This window comes from Rubritalea squalenifaciens DSM 18772 (assembly GCF_900141815.1).
GTDB classification, from domain to species: Bacteria; Verrucomicrobiota; Verrucomicrobiia; order Verrucomicrobiales; family Akkermansiaceae; genus Rubritalea; species Rubritalea squalenifaciens.
This window is the reverse complement of sequence record NZ_FQYR01000004.1, coordinates 419494-445099: the sequence shown is the minus strand read 5'-3', so window position 1 is coordinate 445099 and position 25606 is coordinate 419494. Positions and strand designations below refer to the sequence as shown.

Below are 25606 nucleotides of genomic sequence, written 5' to 3'. Positions count from 1 at the left end.
GTAACTGAGACTACGCGCTAGGCTGATAGTTGGTAGGCTCCTCGGTGATTGTGATATCGTGTGCGTGGGACTCCTTGAGTCCACCTGCTGTAATTCTTGTGAACTCAGCACGCTCACGCAGTTCGTTGAGGTTGCTCGCCCCCACATAGCCTAGGCCGGACTTCAGTCCGCCCATGAGCTGGAACACCACATCTGCAAGAGGACCCTTGTATGGCACTCGGCCTTCCACACCCTCTGCCACCATCTTGCCGGAGGCGTTCTGGCTGTAGCGGTCTTTGGAGCCTTTGTTCATCGCGCCTAGGGAGCCCATACCGCGGTAGGACTTGAAGCGACGGCCTTGGAAATGCACCGTCTGACCTGGAGATTCACGAGTACCTGCGAGGAGTGAACCAAGCATCACCAGATCTGCACCAGCAGCCATGGCCTTCACAATGTCACCAGAGTAGCGGATACCTCCGTCAGCAATCACGGCCACGCCTTTGTCACGGCAGTAAGATGCCACATTCTGAATGGCTGTGAACTGGGGCATACCAACACCGGCAATCACACGGGTAGTACAGATGGAACCAGGTCCCACACCTACCTTAACTGCTGACACACCTGCATCCACCAAGTCGCGAGCACCATGGGCAGTAACCACGTTACCTGCCACCACGGGAACATTGCTCATGGAGGTCAGCTCTTTGACCACTTCGATAACACGGGTGGTGTGGCCAGTAGCCGCATCAATGAAGAGAGCATCCGCACCAGCCTCGATCAATGCCTGGGCACGATCTCTAAACTCAGGTCCGGGTCCCACGGCTGCACCGCAACGGAGCTGACCGTTGGTGTCTTTGGCTGCACTGGTGAAAGTAATGCGCTTCTCAATATCAGCTCCTGTGATCAAACCTGTGAGTTTACCCTCTGCATCAATCAGAGGAAGCTTCTCGATGCGATTCTGATAAAGGATACGGCGCGCTTCCTCAATTTGAGTATTCGCAGGTGCTGTTACCAGACGCTCAAGAGGGGTCATCACTTCTTCAACCGTACGAGTCTCGTTCGCGATGTGGCGCACGTCACGGCCAGTCACCATACCCAGTAGGCGCTTGTCTGCATCCACTACCGGGAAACCGGAGAAACCTTCTGCATCCATGATCGAACGCACATCCGCTACGGTAAGCTCTTTGGTCACGGTCAGCGGGTGTTGGATCACCGCGTTCTCACTACGCTTCACCTTGGCCACCATCGCGGCCTGCTCTTCGATCGTGTTGTTACGGTGAATCACACCGATACCACCTTCGCGAGCCAGAGCGATCGCAAGCTCCGTTTCGGACACAGAGTCCATCGCTGCGGAAACCACAGGAATATTCAGGCCGATGTCTTTAGTCAGCCAGGAGGAAATGTCCGTCTCACTAGGAATCACTCCACTCAATTGCGGAATGAGAAGGACGTCGTCAAAAGATAATCCGAGAGAAATCTCTGCCATGACGGAGTCAATAGAGGTTCACCCCAACTTGCAAGCCCAAATCACCGAAGCCACTCGAAATCATACATCTGGCGATTGCCTGTCCCAGCATCCCCCACTACTCTCAGCACAACAATCACTTGGAAAGCTCCATGAAGACTCCATTAAACGAAAAATCCAGCACCGAGGATATACGCCAGCGCTTTGACAGCGACGTGGAGAGATTCTCCAATCTAGACACAGGACAAGCCTCTACCATCGACGCCCCGCTGAGCATGGAGCTGATCACCCAAGCCGCTCTAGCAGCCAGCCCATCCCCCTCTCGCATCCTGGATCTAGGCTGCGGCGCGGGTAACAACACGCTCAAACTACTGCAATCCCTGCCAGCCGGCAACCAGGCCCCGGCATGCGACCTACTGGATCTCAGTGCCCCGATGCTGGAGCGGGCCAGAGAGCGGGTTACGGCAGAATCCCCAGCCTCCGAACTGACCACATGGCACGGTGACCTGAGGGAGCAGGACCTCCCTGAAAACAGCTATGACATCATCATAGCCGCGGCTGTCCTGCACCACCTCAGAGAGGACGATGATTGGACACGTACCTTCCAGAAAATCTACGCTCTACTTAAACCCGGTGGATCCCTATGGGTCAGCGACTTGGTTACACAGGAACATCCAGCTATCCACGAACTGATGTGGTCTCGCTATGGTGACTACCTGGAAGATCATGGTGGCCCAGAGTACCGTGACTCCGTCTTCGCCTACATAGAGAAAGAAGATTCCCCGCGCCCGGTCACGTATCAGCTGGACTTGATGCGTCAGGTTGGCTTTACCCAAGTGGACATTCTCCACAAGAACTCCACTTTCGCTGCTTACGGCGGAATCAAGCCTACATAGAGCCGATCTGAAAACGCTGTTCCAACTATTCAAGCGCCGCACCCGTTCAGGAAACTATCTTCCAGAGCTGGACGGCTTGCGCTTTATTGCCATCCTTCTCGTAGTCCTGTTTCATAGCTACGTCTACTTTTACCCCAAGCCTTATCCAAACAACTACACAGAGGTAGAGGGAGCTCAGTGGATTTCCTACTTCATGGCACAAGGTTGGTTTGGCGTGCAGGTCTTTTTCATTATCAGTGGCTTCATCATCACCCTGCCCTTTGCCGCACACTGGATCCATGGATCACGAAAACCTAACATCAAAAACTACCTCACGAGGCGCTTTATTAGAATCGAGATCCCCTACTTCGTAGCATTACTCCTGGGATTCCTAATTCTTCCTCACATCTCCAGCCACAGCTATCAAGACCTGCTGCCCCGACTGGGCGCCAGTAGTCTCTATGCCCATTCTCTAATCTACTCTGGCGAGCTCAACCCCCTCCTGCCTCCAGCCTGGACGCTGGAAATAGAAATCCAGTTCTATCTGCTTGCTCCACTACTGGCTCTACTCTTCCGCATCTCCCACCCCACACTAAGAAGAGGCACACTACTCACCCTGGCCGTACTCTCAGGTTTCCTCCCCAGACTCTATACAAACACCACGATGGAGTGGCTGGACTATACCCTGGCCGCTCATCTCCCCTACTTTCTGCTAGGCATGCTCATGACCGAACTCCACCTAACAATGGAGTCTCCTAACAAAATAGGCTTCGACTTCATCGCTATTCCACTCTGGCTAACCCTACCACTATTACTCCACACTCCATCCATCTCCTTCCTCGTCCCTACACTGCTCGCCGTCACCATGTGGATGAGTATGCATGGTAGAGCTCTAAAACATTTTCTTTCTCGTCCATGGATTGCAGCACTTGGAGGCATGTGCTATTCCATCTACCTTTTTCATGGAGCCATTCTAGAGTTGGTGAAAAAGCATATTGTCGACCAACTCATTGAGAGCAAAATCGAACACTCACTACACAATTTAGCACCACTCATCCTCACAGCAGCGCTCGTATTCCTGAGTGCCCCTCTACTCTATCTTTGCTTTGAAAAGCCCTTTATGCCCAAGCCCAGGCAGAAATAATTTAAGCTATACGTTCGGCCTTCAAGCGAAAGCGAGAATGGTATTTTCCACCGTTGTAGTTCTGACAACAATGGTAACAAGCTGAGCTAGCACTCATTTTACGCACCCGCTCTATACTCTGCAGGCAGTTTGGGCAGACATAACGCCACTTGCGACGCTGGCGAGAACTAGGCAGCGCCAAATTGTGAGTCACGGATTCACCGGGGATCCCCAAGTCCGCACACGCCTGTTGCCACTCCCTGCCATGCGGCTGGATACGACGACGCTTATGGCGATGGTACGCAAGAAGATGGGCCAACTCATGGAGCAAAGTGCGTTTGACCTCAGCCAAACTGATACCGATGAGCTTAGGATTCAGTTCTACCTTGGCCTCGGGCCAATGTGCCTTGCCAGCTGTAGACCTCATCCGAGAGTTCCAAACCACGGTCACCTTGGAGGCCAAATCATTTCCCCCGACTACTCGCAAGCGCCTTAAGGCCTGCTCCAGAATATCACGCAGAGCGGCGTGTACTATTTTCTCATGCGCAGTGCTCATCGACTCGTATCGTCTATACCCACTCTATAGCCTAAAGCTTTCGCGACGACATCATAAAAAATGCCCGCAAGCTAAATACTTGCGGGCATGAAAATCAGTGATCGTGATCGCCTTTATTCGTTATTCACTCCGGCCATTTTGGCACGGGTGGTAAGCTCGATCAGATCTGAGAGAATCGCCATACTCTCGCGCTTCACTGGGTCCAGACGAGTCGGCCATTCAGGAGTCGTATCTAAATCTTTGTCATCATCTTCGGAGCGGCGCATATAGGAATCATCATCCTTAGTTGGATCCATTTTTTGGAGTTCCTTGGCTTCCACATCATCAAGATTCAGACGGTAGAAAGTGTACAAGGATTTATCCTGCTTCTCCATTTTAGCGAAGCGTTCGATACGCTCTTTATTACGCTCTTTAGTACGGGTCTCCACCTCGGCAAGTTCTTTCTCACGCTCTTTGAGGTTGAGTGAAACTTCGTTTTTCTCGATGCGCTCCTTCATACGGTTCACATCTTCCACGATGTACTGGAAATCTTTGTTTTCCGCCAGACGCTTCACGCTGCCGCCCTTGAGATTGGCAATGAAAAGTCCTTCTCTTGGCTCAGATGTGTAGCCTGGAGCCTTACGGATCACATCATGCGCGAGTGGGTAGTAGAGCTTGTCTTCACCGATCTCCAGAGCATCCATGATGTTCGGCAGTACGATATCCGCCTCTACACCTTTCTTCTGAGTGGAGCTACCACTGACACGGTAGAACTTCTGAATCGTTGGCTTGAGATAGCCAGCACGGTCACGCTTGGCAAAGAAAGGCATCATGCGGGAGATATCCATAGGCTGCTGCACGGTACCCTTACCAAAAGTAGAGCTAGTACCAATGATCACGGCCCTGTTGTAGTCTTGCAAAGCACCAGCAAGAATCTCACTGGCAGATGCACTCGCTTTATCGATCAAGCACACCATCGGCTTGTCAAAAATTGCCTTCTGGAAGCTGCTCTTCATATCAATGCGGCCGAGGTAATCCTTTACCTGGACCACTGGGCCAGCACCTGTGAAGAAACCAGTCATGCGTCTGACTTCATCCAGTGAACCACCGCCATTTCCACGAAGGTCGAGGATAAGACCATCAACTTCCTCTTCATTCATACGCTCAAGAAGTACACGAACATCTTCTGAGCAACGTACTTCACCGGTCTTAAAGTCGGCATAGAAGGATGGAAGAGTGATCACACCAATTCGCTGGGCAACACCGTCTTCCTTCTTGGACTCGATGATTTGCCCCTTGGCAAATTCATCTTTCATTTCCACCTTGCCGCGCTCGATCACGATAAACTTAGGCTCACCACCATCAGCTGGCTCCACCTTGAGGCGCACGCTCGTGCCTTCCTTCCCGCGAATCATGTCCACGACCTTGTCGATCTTCATGAACATAATATCGACCATCTCACCTGAATTCAGCGGGTCCACTGCGATGATACGGTCGTTGAGCTTCAACTCACCGCCCTTGTCAGCAGGACCACCGACAACCACGCCCATAATCTTGGTCGCGCCATCGTCTTCAGCCTGCAAAAGAGCACCGATACCCACGAATCCATTGTTCATGCCTGACATGAAACGATCCATTTCACGGGCACTGAAATAATCTGTGTGCGGGCCATAGGCTTTCGCCACAGCGCTCAGCAAGTAATCCGCGATATCCTCGCTGTCCACCTCGTCTGCAGCATGCAAGATGCGCTCATAGCGGAGAGCCAGCTTCTCGTTGATCGGCTTCTCATCCTTGAGTGGATTGTCTTTACCCTGCTCTTTGGCACGCGTTTCAATGGTCTTGCGGCGTAATACTTCTGAAAGATAAGCTTCCTCGATCACCTTGGTCCACAGCTCATCGGAGGCCTTCTTGTCAGCCGGCCAGCCTTTGAGAGTAGGCTCGTCCATATCTCTACGAGCACGCTTCATAGTGGCATCGGAATCTACATTGAACTTCCCCTTTTTCAGCAGATCATTGGCGTAGGCGATACGCTCGTGAACACGTTTCTGGTAAAGTTCATAGACCTCTGCAGCCACATCCATGCTCTTGGCCTTGATCATGAGATCATCCAGCTCATTGCCATACTTTTTGGCCAGCATGTCTACATCCTCTTGGGTGAAAAACAGCTTACCGTAATCCAAATCATTGAGATAAAGCTTCAAGATGCGCTGACTCAGCTCGTCATCAAACGGCATTCGATCATAATGTCGGTTCTGCAGCATGATGGACATCTGTTTGCCCACCTGGTTAAAGTCTGTTGCCTCCTCCGCTTGAAGAGCAGTCGCGGTCGAAGCCATGGCCAGACCACCGAGGAGAACATTGCGGATGGATTTTCTCACTTTCATAATCATTCATTTAACGGCAGAAGCTTAGACTTCTGCATCATCCAATGCGGGATATACTCACCCAGCTATTGTGACTTGTCGAATCCTTTCCATGAAAAACTAGATTCGTTCTACTAATTATAGCGCCTCCGATCACGGCAGCTGTCTACTGCCATTCTTTTTACTTTGCTATAGCGCAGATATCCTTCAGTAATCCCTTTCAAGAGCATGCATATTCAGGACATCATCAAACAAGACGGCCCGTCCCTCTCATTCGAATTCTTCCCTCCCCGGACCAAGGAGGCATCCGATGCCCTTTACGAAACGATCGCCGAGCTGGAGCCCTATAAACCATCGTTTGTTTCAGTCACCTATGGCGCCGGCGGCACCACCCGTGACCTGACACACGACCTGGTACTCAGGATCAAGGAGACCACCGCGATTCCTCCCGTGCCCCACCTCACCTGCATCGGCCACACCAAGGCTGAGATCGAGTCCATCCTCATCAGATACGCCGAGGCAGGGGTTTCCAATATTCTCGCCCTCAGAGGGGACCCACCGCGTGACAACCCGAACTATGATCGCTCTGGCGATGATTTCAAGTTTGCTGCTGACCTGGTAGCCTTCATTAAGAAATTCAACGAATCCGGCCGTCACCCAGACCCTCGCGGCTTTGGCATCGGTGTAGCAGGCTTCCCAGAAGGCCACCCGGCTACCCCCAACCGCATGCTCGAAATGGAGTACCTCAAAGCCAAGGTCGATGCTGGGGCTGACTACATCTGCACCCAGCTCTTTTTCGACAATCACGATTTCCTCGACTACCGCGAACGCTGCGAGATCGAGGGCATTCACATCCCGATTCTCGCCGGCATCATGCCAGTGACCTCCACCAAGGGGATGAAACGCATGGCTGAGCTCGCCGAAGGTGCACGTTACCCGGCCAAGCTACTGAGAGCGCTACAGAGAGCCGGAGACAATCCGGAATCTGTGGAACGCGTTGGTATTCACTACGCTGCACAACAATGCGCCGAGCTACTCGACGCCGATGTAGCCGGAATCCACTTCTACACCTTGAACAAATCGAAGGCCACACGTGAAATTTATGCAAGTTTAGGCTTGAGCCAACTCCAGTCTTAGCGTAAATCCTCGCTCGCACCGAGGCAACTCAGTGCATCCTAACAAGCGAAAGCGGGTATAGCATAGTGGTAATGCTCCAGCCTTCCAAGCTGATTAGGAGGGTTCGATTCCCTCTACCCGCTCCACTTTAAAAAACGGCCCAGACCTAGTCTGGGCCTTTTTGCTTTCAGTCCCGATGCCCCCCCTCTAGCCCTCTCGTAGCCTGCACCCAACCAAACCGGCACCTTAGGTGATTTGACACCGCCAGCCCAGCCACACAGCTTGTAGAGCTCACAGCTGGGTACAAAAAATCCTCTGAGAACAAGGTTCCCAGAGGATTGGAAAAATGCATTAGCTAAAGCTTAGCTTAGACAAACTTGTACTTGCCAGGCTGAGGAATCGGAGCCGGTGTGAAGGAATCACCCATCTTGAGATCGTCCGGAGCTAGATCCTGCTCAGACTTCCAGAGCTGCTCCCAAGTAAGACGCTTACCGGAGTGAGCAGCTTCACGACCGAGCAGACCGAGAGCAGTGGAGTTAGCCATGTACTCACCCGTGTTGATGATCTTGCCTTCGCGGATGGCCGCGAAAAACTCGTTGTGACACACCTGATACATGTTCTGGCCTTTCACCTTACTCATCCAGATGCGCTTGCCACTCGGATCAAATGCTGATGGACGGCCGGGGCCAGTCACATTAGCCTTTTCACAGAAAACTCGGTCAATGGTCTCATTGTGAGCACCACGGAACTGGCGCTGACCCACGTGACAGAATACACCGTCAGCATACTCATAGGCCACGCTGTAGTGGTCATAGATGTTACCACCGTCTTGATCACGGGTGAGGCCACCTGTAGCCACAGCAGCGATAGGAGCTGCATCATTCATCGCCCAAGCAACCTTATCCACAGTGTGGACGGCTTGCTCAAGAAGAGGACCGCCTGAGAAGTGGTCGAAATTGATCCAGTTGTGAAGCTGCCACTCCACATCTGACCACTCGGCCTTGCGAGCGGAAGGAGGCATGATCACCTTCGGAGGGCTGGCCAAGTAGGTACCGTAAACGCTAGTCACGCGGCCAAACTCACCATCATGAATACGTGTGTACATGTCACGCACCTGTGGGGCGAAACGCCAGCAGTAGCCGTGCTGGATGGAAACATTCTTCTTCTTGGCAAGCTCTGCAGACTCAAGCACGGAGCGTACACCAGCCATGTCCACAGCCATAGGCTTCTCAGCAAACACATGCTTGCCAGCCTCGATCGCAGCGCGAAGGTGCTGCGGACGGAATCCTGGAGGCGTACCGAGAAGAACTACATCCACACCGGATTCAATGAGCTTCTGGAAGGCATCAAGACCTACGAACTGGCGCTCTTTAGGCACATCTACTTTGGCCCCAAAACCGCTCAAACGCCCGAGGGAGCCTGTAAGCTGACCTTCAAAAACATCTGCCATGGCCCAGAGTTTGACATTCTTGTCAGCGCTGAGGGCTTGAGTAGCGGCACCAGTACCACGGCCACCGCAACCGATTAGACCGATCTTGAGCTCTTTGTTGTTCGCTCCCTGTCCGCGAAGGATGCTAGGAGCAGCCATGACACCCGCACCAACGGCGGCTGTGATTCCTGAAAATTGTCTACGATCCATAGTTTTTTCTGTTTATCTGAGTGAGTAACGTGAAGTTGAGTTCAGAAAACGAAGTCTATCAAAGTCTTCTTTCAAGATAAACTTAGAATGTCTGAGATATTATACAACTCCCTTCGTCAGCTTCAAATACCGCTCAGCCAAGATTGCTGACACTTTTTTTGCATCATTAGAAAAGAGGCCTGTCCGGAAGATTCTCATTCCGGGATCAGAGCTCATCGCTGACCTACAGATTTGATCCACGTCTCCACCATCACCTGCGTGGCGCCCAGGAGCCGCAAAGAGAAGAGACGTCACGACATCCGTTGTATACCCCTCACTCCCCAGCAATCGCTCGAGCAGCGGCTCGTTGAAATCGTACTCCTCCCCCTCTCTTCTCTCCATCGAGCAAGCTCTCACGCTGGACACATCGTCCCCCAGCTCTTCAGCCAGTAGTGCAGCCACCCTCTCACGCACCTTATTCACCGCTCTTAAAGGCGTCCCATGATCTACCATCGCTACAGCCGGCTTATCCAGACCTTGCCCAGAGATTGTGGCCCTGACCTGATCCGCCATCACCTTTGCAACCTCTCTATCCACTTCATCCATAGCTACCATCGGCTCAGCGAATTGCACCACAAGATCAGCCAATCCCTCATTCCTCAATTCCTCCAGCCTCCCAGGCAAATATTCCTTGAATGCCGCACTCGGACCGAAGAACAGCGGCACCACCAAAAAGCGCCTCACACCCGCCGCATATTGCCTCTTCAGGAAGGGAACCATCACATCCGCCTTCTGCCCACCCAACTTCTCGGCATCCACCTTACTAGAGTGCAGCAGGGAAACCGGAAACACTTTGCGCTCAATTCTCGCTCCCAGCTCCTCAGCCAAGCCCCTCAAACTCAGGGTCGCTTCAGGCCTCAACGAGCCATTGTCCATCAATATCACGCATTCCTGCTTTTCTCCCATGCCTTGTACCTAAAGGCACTAGCTAGTTCCGTCAAAAACGATTCCATTTTTCCTTAAAAAAAGGATTGCCACCACCCCACCATCTCGTTAGCGTCCCGCCCTCCGACGACCACCGGAGTTTTTCCATACACCTAATAACGGACAGGTGCCAGAGTGGTCGAATGGGCTCGCCTGGAAAGCGAGTGTGCGCGAAAGCGTACCGAGGGTTCGAATCCCTCCCTGTCCGCCATTTTCCTCGACCGCCGTAAATCAATAGATTCAGCGGTTTTTTATTTCTCCGAAAACCCCAAGGGTAACCCACAGTGGAACCATGTGCGCACGAGTCCGACACTGTCCAGAGACGTACTTCAAGATCGCACATTCACTGCATGAAAGCCACGTGTCGTATTATGCCCGTCTCCACCTGCCGTTCAGAAATGATTTTATGACTACTTTCTATTAATAGCTCTCTGTAAATCGGGATCCCTCTTACAATCAATCTTAGTCACCTTAAAAGTTCTCCAGCTATTGTTACCCGGCTTGTGAGTTCTACACAAAATAACCACTGCTGTACCACAGATGCACTTAAGCAGCAGAAAGACACCACCGCAACCATTTAACAATAAGTACATAAATAATTCACACCTACTATTCTCCCAGGATCATAATACAGGCCTCAGGTGAGTTATTTTTAGGTTCTTTTAAACTTGATACGACTGCTCTGACCCTATCACGAAAAAGGCTGCGGCGATGTGAATCGCGGCAGCCTTGGAATTCGTTTTGATAAGCAGGTCTAGCGGGTCACCTCCAGCTTTAGTTGATCGATGCTGATGGAGTCCTGGGAGCCGCTACCCACAGTGCGGTCGGTGTCCATCACACGGATGTAGACGGTCCCACTGATACCCGCTGGCAGCATGGCTACCTGAGCAGTGTTATCATCCGAGGTCTTGGTCACTGTGATCACATCTGTGAAGACGATGCCATCCTTGGAATAACCGAAGACGAAATCGTCCCCTTCATTATTGGCGCTGTGGAAAGCTTCCACGCTCAGTTCCACCAGAGCACCTGCGGTACCGATATCGAAGCTCCAAGTATGTTCCAAGCTAGATACACGGGTGTTTGGCTTACCTGAGGTCTTCTCCTCCTGTAGCACCTCATACACGTTGTTTGAAGCCTGTGTATCCAGATAGCTACCAGATATCTGTCCGCCAAGTACGACCAGCTCTGCATCACTGCTGTAGGAGGTGACCTGATCAGCCACGTCATTAACAGAAATGTCCACCAATGCGTAGTCTGTTAGACCACCTCCGTCGGTGACACTTACCGTCAGCAAATAGGCAGTGGTAATCTCATAATCCAGAGCTACTGCGGTGGTAATTTCACCTGTCGCGCTGTCGATGGAGAAAGAGCCTCCCACGTTGCCGCCGGTGATGGCATAGCTTGCACTATCTCCCGCGTCCACGTCACTTGAGGTAACTGTGACCACAGTCGTCCCCGCAACAGCATCTTCTGAGACAGAGCCACTGTGATCATTGGCCACAGGAGCCTCGTTCACGTCATTGACGTTCACGGTGATGCTTGCAGTGTCACTGAGAAGCCCGGCGTCGGTCACTTCCACGCTCAGCACGTACTGGCTGTTTTTCTCATAGTCTAGTGCAGTGGTAGTGGTAATTTCACCAGTGCCACTGTTGACTGTAAACTCGCCACCCGTGTTACCAGCGGTAATGGCATAGCTCAACGACTGCCCTTGATCCGGATCCGCGGCTACTATAGTACCGACCACTGTTCCAATGGTACTGTTTTCAGCGATACTGAAACTCTGACCAGCAATCACTGGTGCACTGTTAGGAGTTTGCCCAGACCAAGCCTGGTAATGCGCGGCTATCTCACCACCCGCTAAGACGTCATCATAGGCGGCAAAGACATGAATGCCCGTAGAGGCATCGCTACGCATATTGGTGTCTCCCAATACGATGGAAGCTATGTTGAGTTCAGGAACTTGATTGGCAGTTCCTACCAGAAATCCGTCAACGAATACTGATGTCTTAATATTAACAACATCGACTACATACACGATATGATGTACCGCGCCATAAGGTGAGTCTACAGACTGTCCTGACTCTGGAGTTAGTAGATAGTCACTGTCCCCATATTTGGTGACGCCAAGCTTATTGGTATTGTTCCACTGCTCAAACCTCAAACTCCAGCCGTTACCGTCTAGCAAATGCACTGCAGCACGCCCTAGATCCTGAGCATCGACTACAAACTCATAGGTAGCACTGCCACTGATTGCGGACAAGTCGACTGTTGTGGTCGTATTCCCAGAGAGAGGACTGATACGCTTGTGCACAAAAGCACTACCTTGATGAACCGCCTCTTCCCAAGCCTGTACTCCAGTCAGGGTACTTTCATTCAGATCCGTAACACTTACTGTGATCGTAGCAGTATCGCTCAATCCACCTGCATCCGTTACTGCAATAGTAAGGCTATAGCTACTCAGCTCCTCATAGTTCAGGGGCATAGTAGTCGCTATTTCGCCAGTACCGTTGATGGAGAAGGCACCGCCAGTATTGCCAGAAGTGATTTCGTAATTCAGCACATCTCCAGCATCAGGGTCACTCGTACCTACAGTCGCAACAATAGCACCGGCAGATGCATTTTCGGCTACGCTGCCACTACCATCTGCAGCGCTAGGCGCTTCGTTCACGTTCGTCACGTTCACAAAAATCTCCGCAACGTCACTTAATGCCGGATTTCCGTTATCGCTTACTTCCACAGTTAGCACATACTGACTTGTTGACTCATAGTTTAATGAAGCCGCCGTAGTAATCTCACCAGTCGATGCATTGATACTAAATTCTCCACCAGAGTTACCCGCAGTGATGGCATAGCTCAATACCTGACCTTGATCCGGGTCCATTGCTACAACTGATCCTACTACTGTGCCAGCCAGACTATTTTCAGTCACACTGAATACAGCATCACTTGCTGTCGGAGCCTGGTTTGTATTAACACCGGTGAACCATGCATTCTTGCGAGCCAACATTTCAGACACACTCAATATCGTGTTATAAGCTGCAAATGCATGGATTCCTGTGGCACCATCACTGCGCATGTTGCTTTGACCAAGTGTTGCAGCCCCACCGCCAAGCTCTACAGCCTGGCTAAAGCTACCAACATGCACTCCATCCACATACAAACGTGTTTCATTTAGCGTGGTATCTACGGTAAAGACCACATGTTGAACTGAACCATAAGGACTGGCCACAGATTGTCCGTTTACTGCAGTAAAAGACCAATCAGCAGCACCGAACTGAGTAACGCCGAATTCATTACGGTCATTCCATTGTTCGAACTTCAAGGCGAAACCATTCCCCTCCAGCAGGTTGACACTCGTCTGCCCATCATCTATGGCCTCCACTAGAAACTCATAGGAGGCATCACCGTTAATAGCTGATAGATCCACTGCCTTCGTTCTATTTCCAGCTATACTTCCTTGCTTTACCAAGGCTGGAGTACCGTACTCAATTTCTCTGACCCAAGGCATGATACCAGTGGACCCATCGTCATCGATCAATGGATCTTCATCGCGACGTATTACGATAGATGCGGAGTCACCATACTCATCAAGTGTCACCACACGATAGTAATAGCGCAACCCTGAGAATGCCCATGAGTCCACGAACTTACGACCATGCTGCACAGCAGTTCCGACAGTCGTGTAATTCACGCCATCAAGAGAGCGCTCAATGCGATATCCTGTCTCACCAAAAGGCTCCTCCCAGTCCAATACAATGGTAGTGGTACTAAGAGAAATGAGGCGCAGGTCACGTACTGGTCCCGGACGTGTTGTAGACTCTACAGCTACAGATGCGGCAGAAACGGTATTCCCATCGTTAGCCCTGATGCGGAAAAAGTGAAGTCGCCCATCATCTAGTCCAGTGACCTGATAAGAGGTAGTCCCGCTAGCAACGATACCAGCACTGACGAAGTCCACACCATTCATTGATTTTTCAATGGTATAGCCTGTAGCACCTGATACCGAATCCCAACTCAAGTCCACACTGTCGTGCGTGGAAGAAGTTACATTCACAACCGCTGGCACAGAGAGGGAGTTGGTGGCTGGATCCTCATTCACCAGAGTTCCAGTGACGGTCACATTATCAAAAATAGCAGTCACAGCACGCGTGTGATTATTGGAGCAATTCGCCAAGCCAATGTACACCTGCTGGGCCATTGGAATGCTCTGGCTATTCATCAAAGTCCAGTTTGTACCATCAGCTGATGCATAGGAGCTGACAGTATCTCCGGAGCGCACCAAGCGGAGCCATTTGTTCGAGTTACCACCATTAACATCAGACGAACTACCGCTTGTAGCTGAGCGGTATTGCACACGTGTCCCATTGGAGGAAGAAGATAGCGCAAAGACGTGTTTGGAATCATGGTCTAGAGACTCACGAATCATCACACCACTTTTAGTCCACGCATTATCAATGTACTCCTGAGACTTCAAATGTGCGATAATCTCTCCATCCCCATCTAGTCTCTGGTAGGTAAACATGAAACTGTCTCCCGCACCCCACACATCACGACTGGCTACATCCAATGACCACTCACCTGTTGCGGAGTCATAATAATTCTCACGGGCCAAGCGAACATTTCCAACATTCTGAGCATACCAGTCATTAGGCGTCGCATCCACATAGATGCGGTAACTACCCAAGTCACTATACCTGCCTGCACTCTCAAGCTTAAGATAATAAGTGCCTGCGGCTAGGTCGTCCTGAAGCCATTGAATGTTCTTACCATTATCAACATGAGCAATCACATCTCCGTTTGAGTCCAGCAAGCTCACCTTCAAACATACAGGGGAAATCTCAACAGCTGCAGTATGCAAGGACATGCGTCCTCCAGCCCAGGTAAAACTGAACATATCTACATCGGACATTTGCTCGATAACCCCTTCCCCACGGAAGCCTGTACCTTGCGCGGTCAGAGCAGCAGCACTTCCAAGCGCATCGGCATGATCATCTGGTCGGTATCCTGAACTCGCAGGAACATGAGACTGCACAGTGCTTATGACCCGTGAGATATCATCAAAAATAGTATCATCATACCCCCAATGGTTTTTGTTATACCATTTATTTTGGACATTATCGGCTGACCCCATCACTGCTGCCCGCAAGTTATCCGGGTTGCCGTAATAAGCTTCTGTCAGATCACCGTACTTATCCCAGTTAATCGCATGAGGAAGACCAAATGTGTGCCCACCTTCATGCCCAATTACTGTAGAATATGGCCCAAACCCAGTAGATATAACAGAGGTACCCTCAGTCATCCCAAAGGAACCGAATCCTGCTGCACCTCCATTCCATGACGGGGAGACAAGATTCCAAGAACGAGGGTCATTGAGATCAACCTCTGTAGTGACATCAATATCAAACATAGAATACATGGCTGAAGTCGAAAGCCACCAGTTGTAGATATACTGCTGCTCATACGCGTTAAACGTAGTTGGATCACCATCAAAATCGATGGCTCTTACTGGGTTACCGTCATCTCCAATGCGGTTTGGATCACCGTCAAAATCCAAATATACTTGAGCTTTCGAACTAGGAGAGCTGTGAAGTATCGGCATGCCATTAGGAGCAAAAGTGACCCAAGAGGGCACCTCTTCATTGAAGCTCGTCCAAGCTCCTGCTCCGCCACCCGGGGCCGCTGGAGCTCCAACAACTACTTGTGGAAATGCAAGTGCGGCCGCAACGATAGCATCTCGACTTAGAAGTCTTCTATGTGTTGTGTGTTTCATGATGGGTTTATTTATATTTCAGGAGTGATCTCCCTAACAAATCAGTGAAACCGAATATCGATACACTGATCATTCAACCCATTTAATACTACAACATCCCCCACCCATGCAAAATGATGCCGCTTGTCTCCATATGAAACAGCGCGCATAACAAAATATATTAATATAACTTAAAACATAATAAAACATCACATCTCGCGAACAAGGCCTGGCCTATGTCCGCGAGAACTATAATGCGCAGTAAGCCGACTTACTTACCAAGCTTGTGAATCGTCATCCAAGTCGGGAAGAGGACTTCGTCGCCATCTTCTGTTTCGACGTCGATATCGAGCTGCAGCTCATGCACCGGCTTGAGACCCTTCACCTTGATGAAGACGGACTTGCCATCTTCGGACATCTTGGCATCCGTCACTTTCATCTTGGACCAGCCCTCACCGCTTCCGTCTACCTTGTACTCCTTGGTGCCGTACTCACGGCTCCACTTGATGTTTGCTGCCTTGATCGCGTAGCTCTCAGGGTCTTCCGCCAGTTCGTCGTCGAGCGTGAAGTTAAAACTCAGCTTCAGGCCGCCTTCCTTGGCTTCCACGGATGTGAGTGTGTGAGCTGGTTCACCTGTGTAGCGAATACGGTCGATGCCACCGAGCTCGGCCGCATTGGTCTGCCAGCCGCGAAGACCTCCCACATAGAGCTGGCCGTCCGCCGGGTTGAAACGTGCACGCATAGCAGAGGATGTCAGTCTTACCGGAATCTTCACCACCCCGCCCTGAATCAGTCCGTCCACGGTCTCGTGGTATACGGTGTAGATGGAGCTGGTGCCGTAGGAGCAGTGCAGCATCTGGCCCTTGGGCATGCCCCACTTGTCGTCAGGTACCCAGATCTGGACACCTCCTGAGTTATCAACATCACGTGGCAGCCAGGCCAACGGCTTGGGCATCTCGCTCGGGTCATGCTTATGGCTGTCATCCGTCCACACTACAGTGTTTAATTCTCCTTTCTTGCTGAAAGTGTCCACTACCCCCCCGAAGTAGCCAGGGGTGATCCAGTGGATCGGGCATCGTGGAATAAAAGTCCCCTCATTATCACCCGCGGTGATCTCGCCGTTCGGTCCTACTCCTATGCCGTTTGGCGCACGGAGGCCGGAGGCATACTGCTCCAGCCTGGAGCCGTCCTTGCTGATCTTGAGAATGCTGCCGTTCATTGCACCGACACGCTCGAAGCCTCGGCCACCAGCACGAACAGGTGAGCCCTGCGCGAACCAGAAGTTACCGTCCTTGTCGTTCTTCAGGTCAAAGCTGAAGATGTGGAAGCCCTTGTTGATCGGCCAGTCGTTGTTGAAGCACTGGTAGAAATCAGTCTCTCCATCGCTATTGAGGTCGACGTGCCTGGTAATCTGGTCGTTGCCCAGCGTGTAGATCTCATCGTTAACAATAGTCAGGCCAAGTGACTCGTGCAGACCTGTGGCGATGAGCTGGTACTCCAGCTTGCCAAGATTCTTATCGATGCCAGTCGCCTTCCAGAGATCTCCGTCCCAAGTACAGAAGGCCAGACTCTTCCCATCGGAGAAGAAATCAAAGCCACCCACACGAAGCTGCTTGCCAAACGGATTTTTGTTAGGAAGCGTCAGACGGTCCACTACATAGGAGTCCTTCTTGTCGGAGACCTGGCCTTTGGTGATGATAGGCTCGTCTGTCTTGTAACGGCTTGGGCCCCCTTTGAGCATTTCATCGACCGGCTTCAGCTTGGCAAGTTTTTCAGCCAGACCTACGGGTGCAGAACCTTTGCTAACCGCCACCTGCACCAGCTTCTCAGCCTGGTCCGCCGGCACCTTAAGCAAGAGCTTGCCGTCCTTTGACTCGAAGCCTGCGCTGCCATTAATGGTGAAGAAGGCATCACCTGCCTTGGCAGTCTTGCCACCGTCACCGATTTCAACATTGGCCGCCTCGGCTAAAACCATCACCTTGTCCTTCTTGAGGCTACAGAACTTCAGCTCCCTGACGAGTGCTCCATCCATGCTTGCCGAGTGATCCAGCACATCCGCCTCTCCCACACTGTAGGAGAAGACGACATCCTTTCCGTGCACGTAGTAGCCTTTGAACTTCGCCCATTCCTTCGGAAGAGTTCCGAGCGGCGGGTTACCACCACCGGCACGCGGGTCGTCCCACTTACCGTCAGGGGAGAGCCAGCCTGGCGCATTCTTGGAAGCAAAGAGCGCCTGCTTTTCATTCCACACCGGAGTCGCACCGTGGCCCGACTGGAACGGAAGTCCTTTGAAAGCGACCCCGCCGCCGTTGAGCCAGCCTCCGGAGAGCTGCATGGTATCTGCATTGAATACCACTCCCGCATCTCCATCACCCCCGTCAAGAGTGACTACATAACCACGGTTCACATCGTAAGCACCATTCTTGGCAGAGAGGACAGTCGCTACTACCGGGCCATTGCTCTTGTAGATATCGTTTCTTAACTTCTCCTCTTTGCTGAGGGATGCCTTGGCAGTGATCGGGCGTATCTTGATGTTGCGGTAAGCAACCTTGTCACCATGGTCTTGCAGACCGATGACACCTTTCTTGAAGGTACCGAATGCTTTGTTTGCCTTAAATTTACTGTTAGCCAGCAGAGTATCATTCCAGGTTTCGTCACCCACCGTGTAGGTATATAGCTTCTGGCCGTTGAACCAGTGGGTAAAAGTACCATTCTCACACACGATCTTCACCTTGTTCCAGCCGTCCTTGTTGATCACCTTCTTGCCCTTCGGCGGAGCGATCATGTCGTAGAGCGCACCCGCGGAATGCTTGTCTGTTGCTTCGGCGGTATCGTTCATCACCTGCATCTCAAGCGCACCCTGCCAGATGGCCCCCTTGGAGCCCGGGTTCACGCGCAGAAGAATCCCGCTGTTACCCTCGGACTTCCATTCAAGCTCCAGCTCGTAGTTCTCGTAGGCTGGAGCAAAGTAGATGTCCTCGCCGGCCGGCTTCACCAGCCTCAGCTCCCCGTCCACTGCCTGCCAAGCCCCAGTTTGCAGGTCAGCTTTGGTCTTCCAGCTTTTCACTCCCTGCAGGTTTTCACCGTTGAAGAGCAGCTTCCAGCCCTGCACCTGCTCCTCCTCTGTCAGGGGAACTGGCTGCTTGGCCAGCAGCATGGGAGTTGTACCGAGTGTCAGCCCTGTCATGGCTAACATCATTTTGTGAGTCACGTTGTTCATGTATCGAGTATAGTAGTGCGTTTAGAAATTATTTATCGAGAGACTTCATCCATTGGAGGATGGCCTCCATCTGCTTCTGCCCGTCACCGTCCAGAGGCTGGGCCAGCGTGGTGGTGTTCTCCTCCACGAAATATTTCGGCATGATCGTCAGCGGATCGATGCGGCGCGGGTCTCTCATCCAGCGGTGGTAATAGTCAGTCCTCAGGCGCTGCCCTGCATAGAGCAGGTTCACCCCCGGCGCTTCAAACACAGCCACCGGCTTCGCTTCCGCTGCACCATGGCAGGCAGCACAACCAAAGCCACCCTGCATACCGAATAAGGTTTTGCCTGGATCCTCCTTCGACTCCACCTTCGCAGGTTCCTCACCTACGCCGTACTGTGCGGCCAGGCCCTCCGCCAGCACCTTGGCGCGGCTGTGATAATCAGGCATCCGTTGTTTCAGCCACGGGCGGGTAGTATAGCCTAGCTCCCCCTTGAATAACTTCTCCATCCACTCCGTCTTGAGCTTTTCACCCACGTAGGTCAGGTCCGGCGGAGTTGTGCCATGGCCGCCCTTCTTGTGCTCACCTCTGGCATACGCCGCGGAAAGGGAGTGCACAGCATCGAGCCTCGCGCCCTGCCCATCCTTGGTATGGCAAGCTGCACAATTCAAATTCTTGAACTGGCGGGATGCATACTCGGCCCGGTTGAAGTTGAGCAAAGACTTCACCGCCTGCTCACTCTGCATGAATGCCGCCAACGCTTTCTTGTCCCCTTCCGATAAATTGTATTTCGGCGCCTTGCCTTCACCAATCAGGCAGCCCTTCATGCCATTCTTTGCCAGACCTGAAAGTGGCGTAAAGCCGACCTCAGCTACAGCATCCTGCGGCAAGCCATCATGACAGCTTGAACAATGGGCACTCTTCACCAGCTCCTTGCCTTTCACGGCATCTTTGGCTCCAGCCGCATTCTTCCCGGCCTTATCCAGACCTCTAACAAAATCAGCTAGATCCGCGGCCTCTTTGTCACTCACGGCGAAATCAGGCATGCGGGTCGAGGCATGGTGCTTGCCGGGCTCCTTGAGGAAAGCTGCCAAAGCACCTGGCTCATACTTGCCGCCTGCATGGAAAAGCTCGATCGGCACCCCCTCGCCCCACTTGGCCAGATCCTGCCCCTGCTCCGTCTGATGACAAGCGATACAGCCTAACTGATCAAAAACCTTACCGCCTTCTGCGGCGTCACCGGCAACCGCCTTGTCAGGCGCATCCGCCTTGAGAGTCTTCAGATAGGCTGCAATATTCGCAGCCTCCTCCTCACTGGCCACCACTTTGGGCATACGGGCGTGCTTGCGCATGGCACTTGGATCTGTAAGCCACTCGGCCATCCAGCTCTCGTCCAGCCTACTACCGATACCAGCAAGGGATGGAGCCATCTCAGTAGCTTCGGGCATCCCTTTGCCTCCGTCGTGACAGGCTGAACATTTCAACTCGGCGAACAACCCGCGTCCCTTGCGGATCAACTGGGACTGCGTAAGCTTCTCATCCATCTTGTGACCTAACAGCGAATGCGGAACTGGCTCCTTGGCAAAATCCCTCCCGCGCCACATCAGGCGCAGCCTGCCTGCCCCCTCCGGGCCACTCTTGTATATCACCTTCACCTGAACCTCGCCGCTGTTCAGGCGCAGACGCTTGCTCTCCTCTTTGCCAAATTCACCATCCTCCTTGAGAATGCTCTCGCCATCAATGAACAACTCAGCACTTCCCTGCCCCTCAAAGGAAAAGTAGACGCGGCTTCTCTTGTCTACTTTCAGGAACCCTTCCCACACCGCATCGTACTGCCCAGCCGGCAGCAGCGCACTCACAGCCTCGCCCTTCTGGACGGTGAGTGCAGCCTGGCGGCTTTCACGGACATCACCAGCCTGACCTTGAGTAAGGGTCAGCCTGAGACCTTGCGTTCCAGCCGGTGCATCCTGTCCTGAAACTGTACTTCCGCAAACAAGTATCGGGGCAATAACATGCACTAGATGCAGTTTTCTGCTTACTGCCCCATACGCCTCAAGCTGAGCCATTATCTTTTTTATTTTAGTCATTTAGAACCAAGTTGTGATGTTGTGTGAGGCCATTTAATGGACCCGTGGATGAGTAATAGCACCTTACCAGTGAGTCCAGAGAGTTGAACCTGTCCCAATGTGGTACAACATGCACACCTTCACTCGGCAAAATCAGATGGCAAAACATCTCCACCTGTCCCTCCGTGAGTCAGCTAGCTTGACCTTGTGAACTAGCGTGATCATCAGCCTACTATTTGGTTCCAGCACCAGAGCAACATGGAGAAGATCACTCAAGTTTACGAAAAACGCATCGCAGTTACCCCAGAGCGCATCATCGAGCCGATGATACATGGAAAAGAAATCCCGCTACAAGTATCTGCCATGAAAGTAGGAAGCGAACCCATCTCCTATGAAGAAGCCATACAAAGACCCTTCTCTCCATTCAATGAAGGTGATCGTTGGGGCAGTATCTGGGACACTGTATGGTTCCGTGTATGTGCTGAAGTGCCTGATGACTGGAAGGGTGAATCAGTGGTTGCCTCTATCAACTTGAGTTACGCCAAGCATGAAGGCTTTGGCCGCGAGGGGCTCGTGTATATAGACGGTCAGCCAACCATTGCTATCAATAGAGCGCGAAGTGATATCCCTCTCATCGAGAATGCCGAGGGCGGAGAGAAAATTGAATTCTACATCGAAGCCGCTGCCAACCCCGCAGCTCAGATGGGATGGGGTGACAACGATTTGCTAATGCCTGATTACTCCACACCTCCCCTGTTCAGCATGGAGAAAGCAAGGCTGGCTACATTCAATAGAGAAGCACATCAGCTGAAGTTGGATTACGAGGTGTGCCATGAAGCGATGCTGGCACTACCTGATAATGAGCCGAGACGAGGCCAGCTCTATCGTGCACTAAACCAGGCTTGCTCTGTTTTAGAACTTGGAGATTCAACTTCGATTGTCCCGGCTCGTGCAGTTCTCGAAAAAGTCATGTCCCGCAAAAATGGTGACACGAACCACAGTATCACTGCAGTGGGACACGCGCATATCGATACGGCCTGGCTCTGGCCGCTCAGGGAAACAATTCGCAAATGTGCTCGGACATTCTCCACAGCTCTACGCTACATGGAGAAATATCCTGACTATCAGTTCGCCTGCTCCCAGCCCCAACAATATTCTTGGATGAAGAAATATTACCCAAGCATCTACGCCGACATCAAAAAAGCGGTAGCTCGAGGTCAATGGGAACCTGTTGGTGGCATGTGGATTGAGGCTGATTGCAATATCAGTTCGGGTGAGTCGCTGATCCGACAACTTATCCACGGCAAGAATTTTTATGAAGAAGAATTCGGTATTGAGGTAAAGGACCTATGGCTTCCCGATGTGTTTGGTTACGCCGCAGCCTTGCCGCAGATACTTCAGAAAGCTGGCATTCAATGGTTTCTCACTCAGAAGATCTCATGGAACGATACTAACAAATTCCCTCATCACACATTCTGGTGGGAAGGTCTAGATGGATCACGCATCTTCACCCACTTCCCTCCGGTCGACACATACAACTGCCAGATGGGGGCTAAAGACCTGATGCACTCCATGCATAATTTCCAAGAGAATGATCGTGCCACAGCAGCACTTATCCCATTTGGCAATGGCGATGGAGGCGGCGGCCCAACTATCGATCACATCGAGAAATGCCGACGCTGGGAGGACTTCGAAGGACTTCCCAAAGTCAAAATGGGTAAGGTCTCCGAATTCTTCACCGAAGCAAAAGACGATGCTATTGACCTACCGGTGTGGAACGGAGAGCTTTATTTGGAACTCCATCGAGGCACTCTTACCAGTCAGGCATACAACAAGCAGAAAAACCGGGAATGCGAGCTTCTTCTCAGAGATGCTGAATTCTTTGATGCTGTTTCTAGGGGGCTTGGTCTGGATGGCATGTTAGAGTCTATACCAGAAACGCAACGCCCCGTATGGGATGTAGACGCCCATATCACAGGAAAAGACAAAGACATGAATGCTCGCTGTCTGGACCGCGCATGGAAACTTCTCCTCTTGAATCAATTCCATGACATTATCCCAGGCTCATCCATACACTGGGTCTATCAGGATAGCAAAGTAGACTACGCCAACATTCGTACTTTGGCTGATGCCGTAAAAAACAAGAGCTTGGAGAGCATCCTATCCGTGATCGACACAGGCAAAATGGAGCAGCCAGCTGGAATCTTCAACACACTGTCTCACGAACGCACAGAAGTCGTTGAACTACCGAATGGTGAACTTATGCATTGCCTCGTCCCCCCCTGTGGATACACAGTGATAGATCAGAATCAGGGACAAAGTCATGACGAGTTACCCCCCGTAAGCTATCAAGAAGATGATGGATTGATCAAACTGACAAACGGTCTTGTCAGCGTATCTATTGATGAAAATGGACGTCTAATATCACTCTTTGATCACGAGATGCAGAGAGAGGTCTTGACTCCTGGACAAAGAGCAAACGTCTTCCAAATACACAAGGACATCCCTAACTTCTGGAATGCTTGGGACATTGACCATTTCATCAATGAGAGCACCCAAGAAATCAGTGGAACTACACGTGTAAAGATCAAGGCACACTCCGAACTCAGGGTCACTGTGCAAGTAGAGCATCATTTCGGAGACTCTCATCTATCACAGGATATCGTTCTTAACGCCGGCAGCAAGAGGGTGGATTTTCATACACAAGTCAACTGGCAAGAACGCAACAAACTACTGAAGGTATCATTCCCAGTGAACGTGCGCAGCCTACGTGCTACATACGACACGCAGTTCGGACACGTGGAAAGGTCCACACACGGTAATTCAAGCTGGGATGTCGCCCAGTTTGAAGTCCCCGTGCACAAATGGATGGATCTCAGCGAATCCGACTACGGGGTAGCCCTTCTGAACAACTGCAAGTACGGAGCAGACATTCATGGCAGCAATATGCGCCTAACCCTATTAAAATCAGCCTGCGCACCTGATCCTGAAGCAGACCGAGGCGTGCACACCTTCTCATACTCTCTATTCCCTCACAAAGGGAGCTTACAACAAGGCAAAGTGATCGAGGAAGCATACGCATTCAACAGCCCACTCTTGGTCACACCAGCACCACGGTCATCTGACACGATGAACGAGAAAGCACGCCTACCAAGGATACATTCATTCATAACCATAGATCGGCCCGGCGTTATTCTAGAGAGCCTCAAGAAGGCTGAAAAATCCGATGCTTTGATAGCGAGGGTCTATGAGGCATACAGCTCCAGAGGCACCGCTGAGATACAAACGCAGCTTCCGGTGACTAGCCTAAGAGAGACAGACTTGCTTGAGAGAGAAATAGACGGTTCAACAGCTGACGGCCAAACCCTACATTTTGACATAGATCCTTTCTCCATCAGAACATTTATGCTGGTCTCGTAATCAAAACAATTCACCTACGTCCCTAAAAATTAATAACCCCATCCAACACGCTATGGATGGGGTTATTATGTGTATCACACGCTGTACTATTTGCTCTCTATTACATGTGTATGAAAAACTTTTTTGAAGATCTCTACGCTAGCCCAAACAATCACTCCGCATAAAGGATCGTTTATCAAACATACCTTCCGTTGCGCACTGTGAGCATGTTTTACGAGCACAAGGCTGAGTATTCTACCCAAATGCGAATGTGCCACCCAGGGACAGGCTGCGCACACCAGTTAACGTCACACTGTCTATAAACCTATTCTACCTGTGCAGGTTTGATCTTCTCCGATACTACTTTCAATTCAGGAGAGTTGTTATGCCTAGTCTGGTAGACGAATAGATATTTCTTCTTGGAAGGATTATGAAACCAGCGGGAAGTCACGAATCGAACCCATTTCTTGTCTGTCTGGTCATAGTATTCCAAATAGACTTGGTATCCTTCTCCAGCCTTGGCATGAGAATCCACTTCAGAGATAAATTTGCTAGCGTTGGCATCCACATAAAAAAACTTATTAGACTTAGCATTAGGATCAAAAGGTGTCTTACCAATCACCCCTCTCAATCTAGTTGAGGTGAAATTTAATACCATGCGCGTGCCTCCTGAAAAGCGAGCTTGATCAGAGGGTAATGCCAACGCCCTGTAGCTCTGGGCTTCATTGTCAGCTTTTCGATTTGGAACTAGTACAACCACTAGTTTAGATGAATCTTCGGGCAGCTTTAGTTTAGACAGAACTTTGAAACCTGCTTCGCTTTCGTCGGGCACACAAATCGTCAAGATTTTAGGACCGGTATACTTAACCGGAGCCAGAATAGTTGAAGTAGAGACTAGCAAGCTACTTCCTGAATCCTTGGCCAACTTACCACTTGCATCCAACCAGTGTAGCCTCTCGGGAACATCTCCACCACCAACCGACAGAATGCTAAGCTCAATTTGCGCTTGCTCCCTTCCTGAAGATTCAGCGTTAACAGTATAACAATTAAGAATGGTAAGCAGCCCAACTAGAATTTGAAGAATGCAACAAGATAAACTAGGTACTCTTTTCATGATCAATAATCAATAGTCG

The 25606-nt window shown here is 51.3% G+C and carries 13 protein-coding genes and 2 tRNA genes; 6 read left to right on the top strand and 9 right to left on the bottom strand.

Annotated elements, in window-relative coordinates; translation table 11 throughout:
- Positions 1–10: 10 nt before the first annotated feature.
- Entirely contained in the window at positions 11–1465 is a 1455-nt protein-coding gene (gene guaB / locus BUB27_RS12125) for an IMP dehydrogenase (RefSeq protein WP_143184108.1), read from the bottom strand.
- A gap of 131 nt (positions 1466–1596) precedes the next feature.
- Here guaB and BUB27_RS12120 point away from each other — a divergent pair, with 131 nt between their 5' ends.
- Positions 1597–2340 (top strand): class I SAM-dependent methyltransferase, encoded by a 744-nt coding sequence (locus BUB27_RS12120; RefSeq protein WP_143184107.1) that lies wholly within the window; start codon positions 1597–1599, stop codon positions 2338–2340.
- Entirely contained in the window at positions 2267–3463 is a 1197-nt protein-coding gene (locus BUB27_RS12115) for an acyltransferase family protein (RefSeq protein WP_143184106.1), read from the top strand. Before BUB27_RS12120 ends, BUB27_RS12115 begins: the two co-directional genes overlap by 74 nt.
- A 1-nt stretch (position 3464) precedes the next feature.
- On the opposite strand, the gene BUB27_RS12110 is transcribed toward BUB27_RS12115, so the two are convergent.
- Positions 3465–3998: a SprT-like domain-containing protein gene (locus BUB27_RS12110; RefSeq protein ID WP_143184105.1), complete on the bottom strand. Its 534-nt coding sequence runs from the start codon at positions 3996–3998 to the stop codon at positions 3465–3467.
- A 113-nt stretch (positions 3999–4111) separates the two neighbouring features.
- On the bottom strand, positions 4112–6361 hold the full coding sequence (locus BUB27_RS12105) for a carboxy terminal-processing peptidase (RefSeq protein ID WP_234991744.1): 2250 nt from the start codon (positions 6359–6361) through the stop codon (positions 4112–4114).
- A 207-nt stretch (positions 6362–6568) separates the two neighbouring features.
- Here BUB27_RS12105 and metF point away from each other — a divergent pair, with 207 nt between their 5' ends.
- Complete coding sequence (gene metF / locus BUB27_RS12100; RefSeq protein WP_143184104.1) at positions 6569–7477, top strand: methylenetetrahydrofolate reductase [NAD(P)H]; 909 nt, start codon at positions 6569–6571, stop codon at positions 7475–7477.
- 51 nt (positions 7478–7528) lie between these two features.
- A tRNA-Gly gene (locus tag BUB27_RS12095) sits at positions 7529–7602 on the top strand.
- 221 nt (positions 7603–7823) lie between these two features.
- Here the strand turns inward: BUB27_RS12095 and BUB27_RS12090 are convergent.
- Positions 7824–9095 (bottom strand): Gfo/Idh/MocA family protein, encoded by a 1272-nt coding sequence (locus BUB27_RS12090; RefSeq protein ID WP_143184103.1) that lies wholly within the window; start codon positions 9093–9095, stop codon positions 7824–7826.
- Between the two features lie 99 nt (positions 9096–9194).
- Positions 9195–10040 carry a sirohydrochlorin chelatase gene (locus BUB27_RS12085; RefSeq protein WP_143184102.1) on the bottom strand — a complete coding sequence of 282 codons (846 nt, stop codon included), beginning with the start codon at positions 10038–10040 and terminating at the stop codon, positions 9195–9197.
- Positions 10041–10179: 139 nt separating this feature from the next.
- Here BUB27_RS12085 and BUB27_RS12080 point away from each other — a divergent pair.
- Positions 10180–10269: transfer RNA gene (locus tag BUB27_RS12080), tRNA-Ser, on the top strand.
- Between the two features lie 543 nt (positions 10270–10812).
- Here the strand turns inward: BUB27_RS12080 and BUB27_RS12075 are convergent.
- From BUB27_RS12075 to BUB27_RS12065, 3 genes are all read right to left on the bottom strand, one after another.
- The gene (locus tag BUB27_RS12075) at positions 10813–15828 is read right to left on the bottom strand and encodes a cadherin domain-containing protein (RefSeq protein WP_143184101.1); all 5016 of its coding nucleotides are present in this window, start codon (positions 15826–15828) and stop codon (positions 10813–10815) included.
- A 250-nt stretch (positions 15829–16078) separates the two neighbouring features.
- The gene (locus BUB27_RS12070; RefSeq protein WP_143184100.1) at positions 16079–19027 is read right to left on the bottom strand and encodes a 3-keto-disaccharide hydrolase; all 2949 of its coding nucleotides are present in this window, start codon (positions 19025–19027) and stop codon (positions 16079–16081) included.
- Positions 19028–19055: 28 nt separating this feature from the next.
- Positions 19056–21026 carry a c-type cytochrome gene (locus tag BUB27_RS12065; RefSeq protein ID WP_159434940.1) on the bottom strand — a complete coding sequence of 657 codons (1971 nt, stop codon included), beginning with the start codon at positions 21024–21026 and terminating at the stop codon, positions 19056–19058.
- A 306-nt stretch (positions 21027–21332) separates the two neighbouring features.
- Here BUB27_RS12065 and BUB27_RS12060 point away from each other — a divergent pair, with 306 nt between their 5' ends.
- Positions 21333–24494, top strand: a complete 3162-nt coding sequence (locus tag BUB27_RS12060; RefSeq protein WP_143184098.1) for an alpha-mannosidase — start codon at positions 21333–21335, stop codon at positions 24492–24494.
- 304 nt (positions 24495–24798) lie between these two features.
- Here the strand turns inward: BUB27_RS12060 and BUB27_RS12055 are convergent, their stop codons facing one another.
- On the bottom strand, positions 24799–25587 hold the full coding sequence (locus BUB27_RS12055) for a hypothetical protein (RefSeq protein ID WP_143184097.1): 789 nt from the start codon (positions 25585–25587) through the stop codon (positions 24799–24801).
- Positions 25588–25606 lie beyond the last annotated feature (19 nt).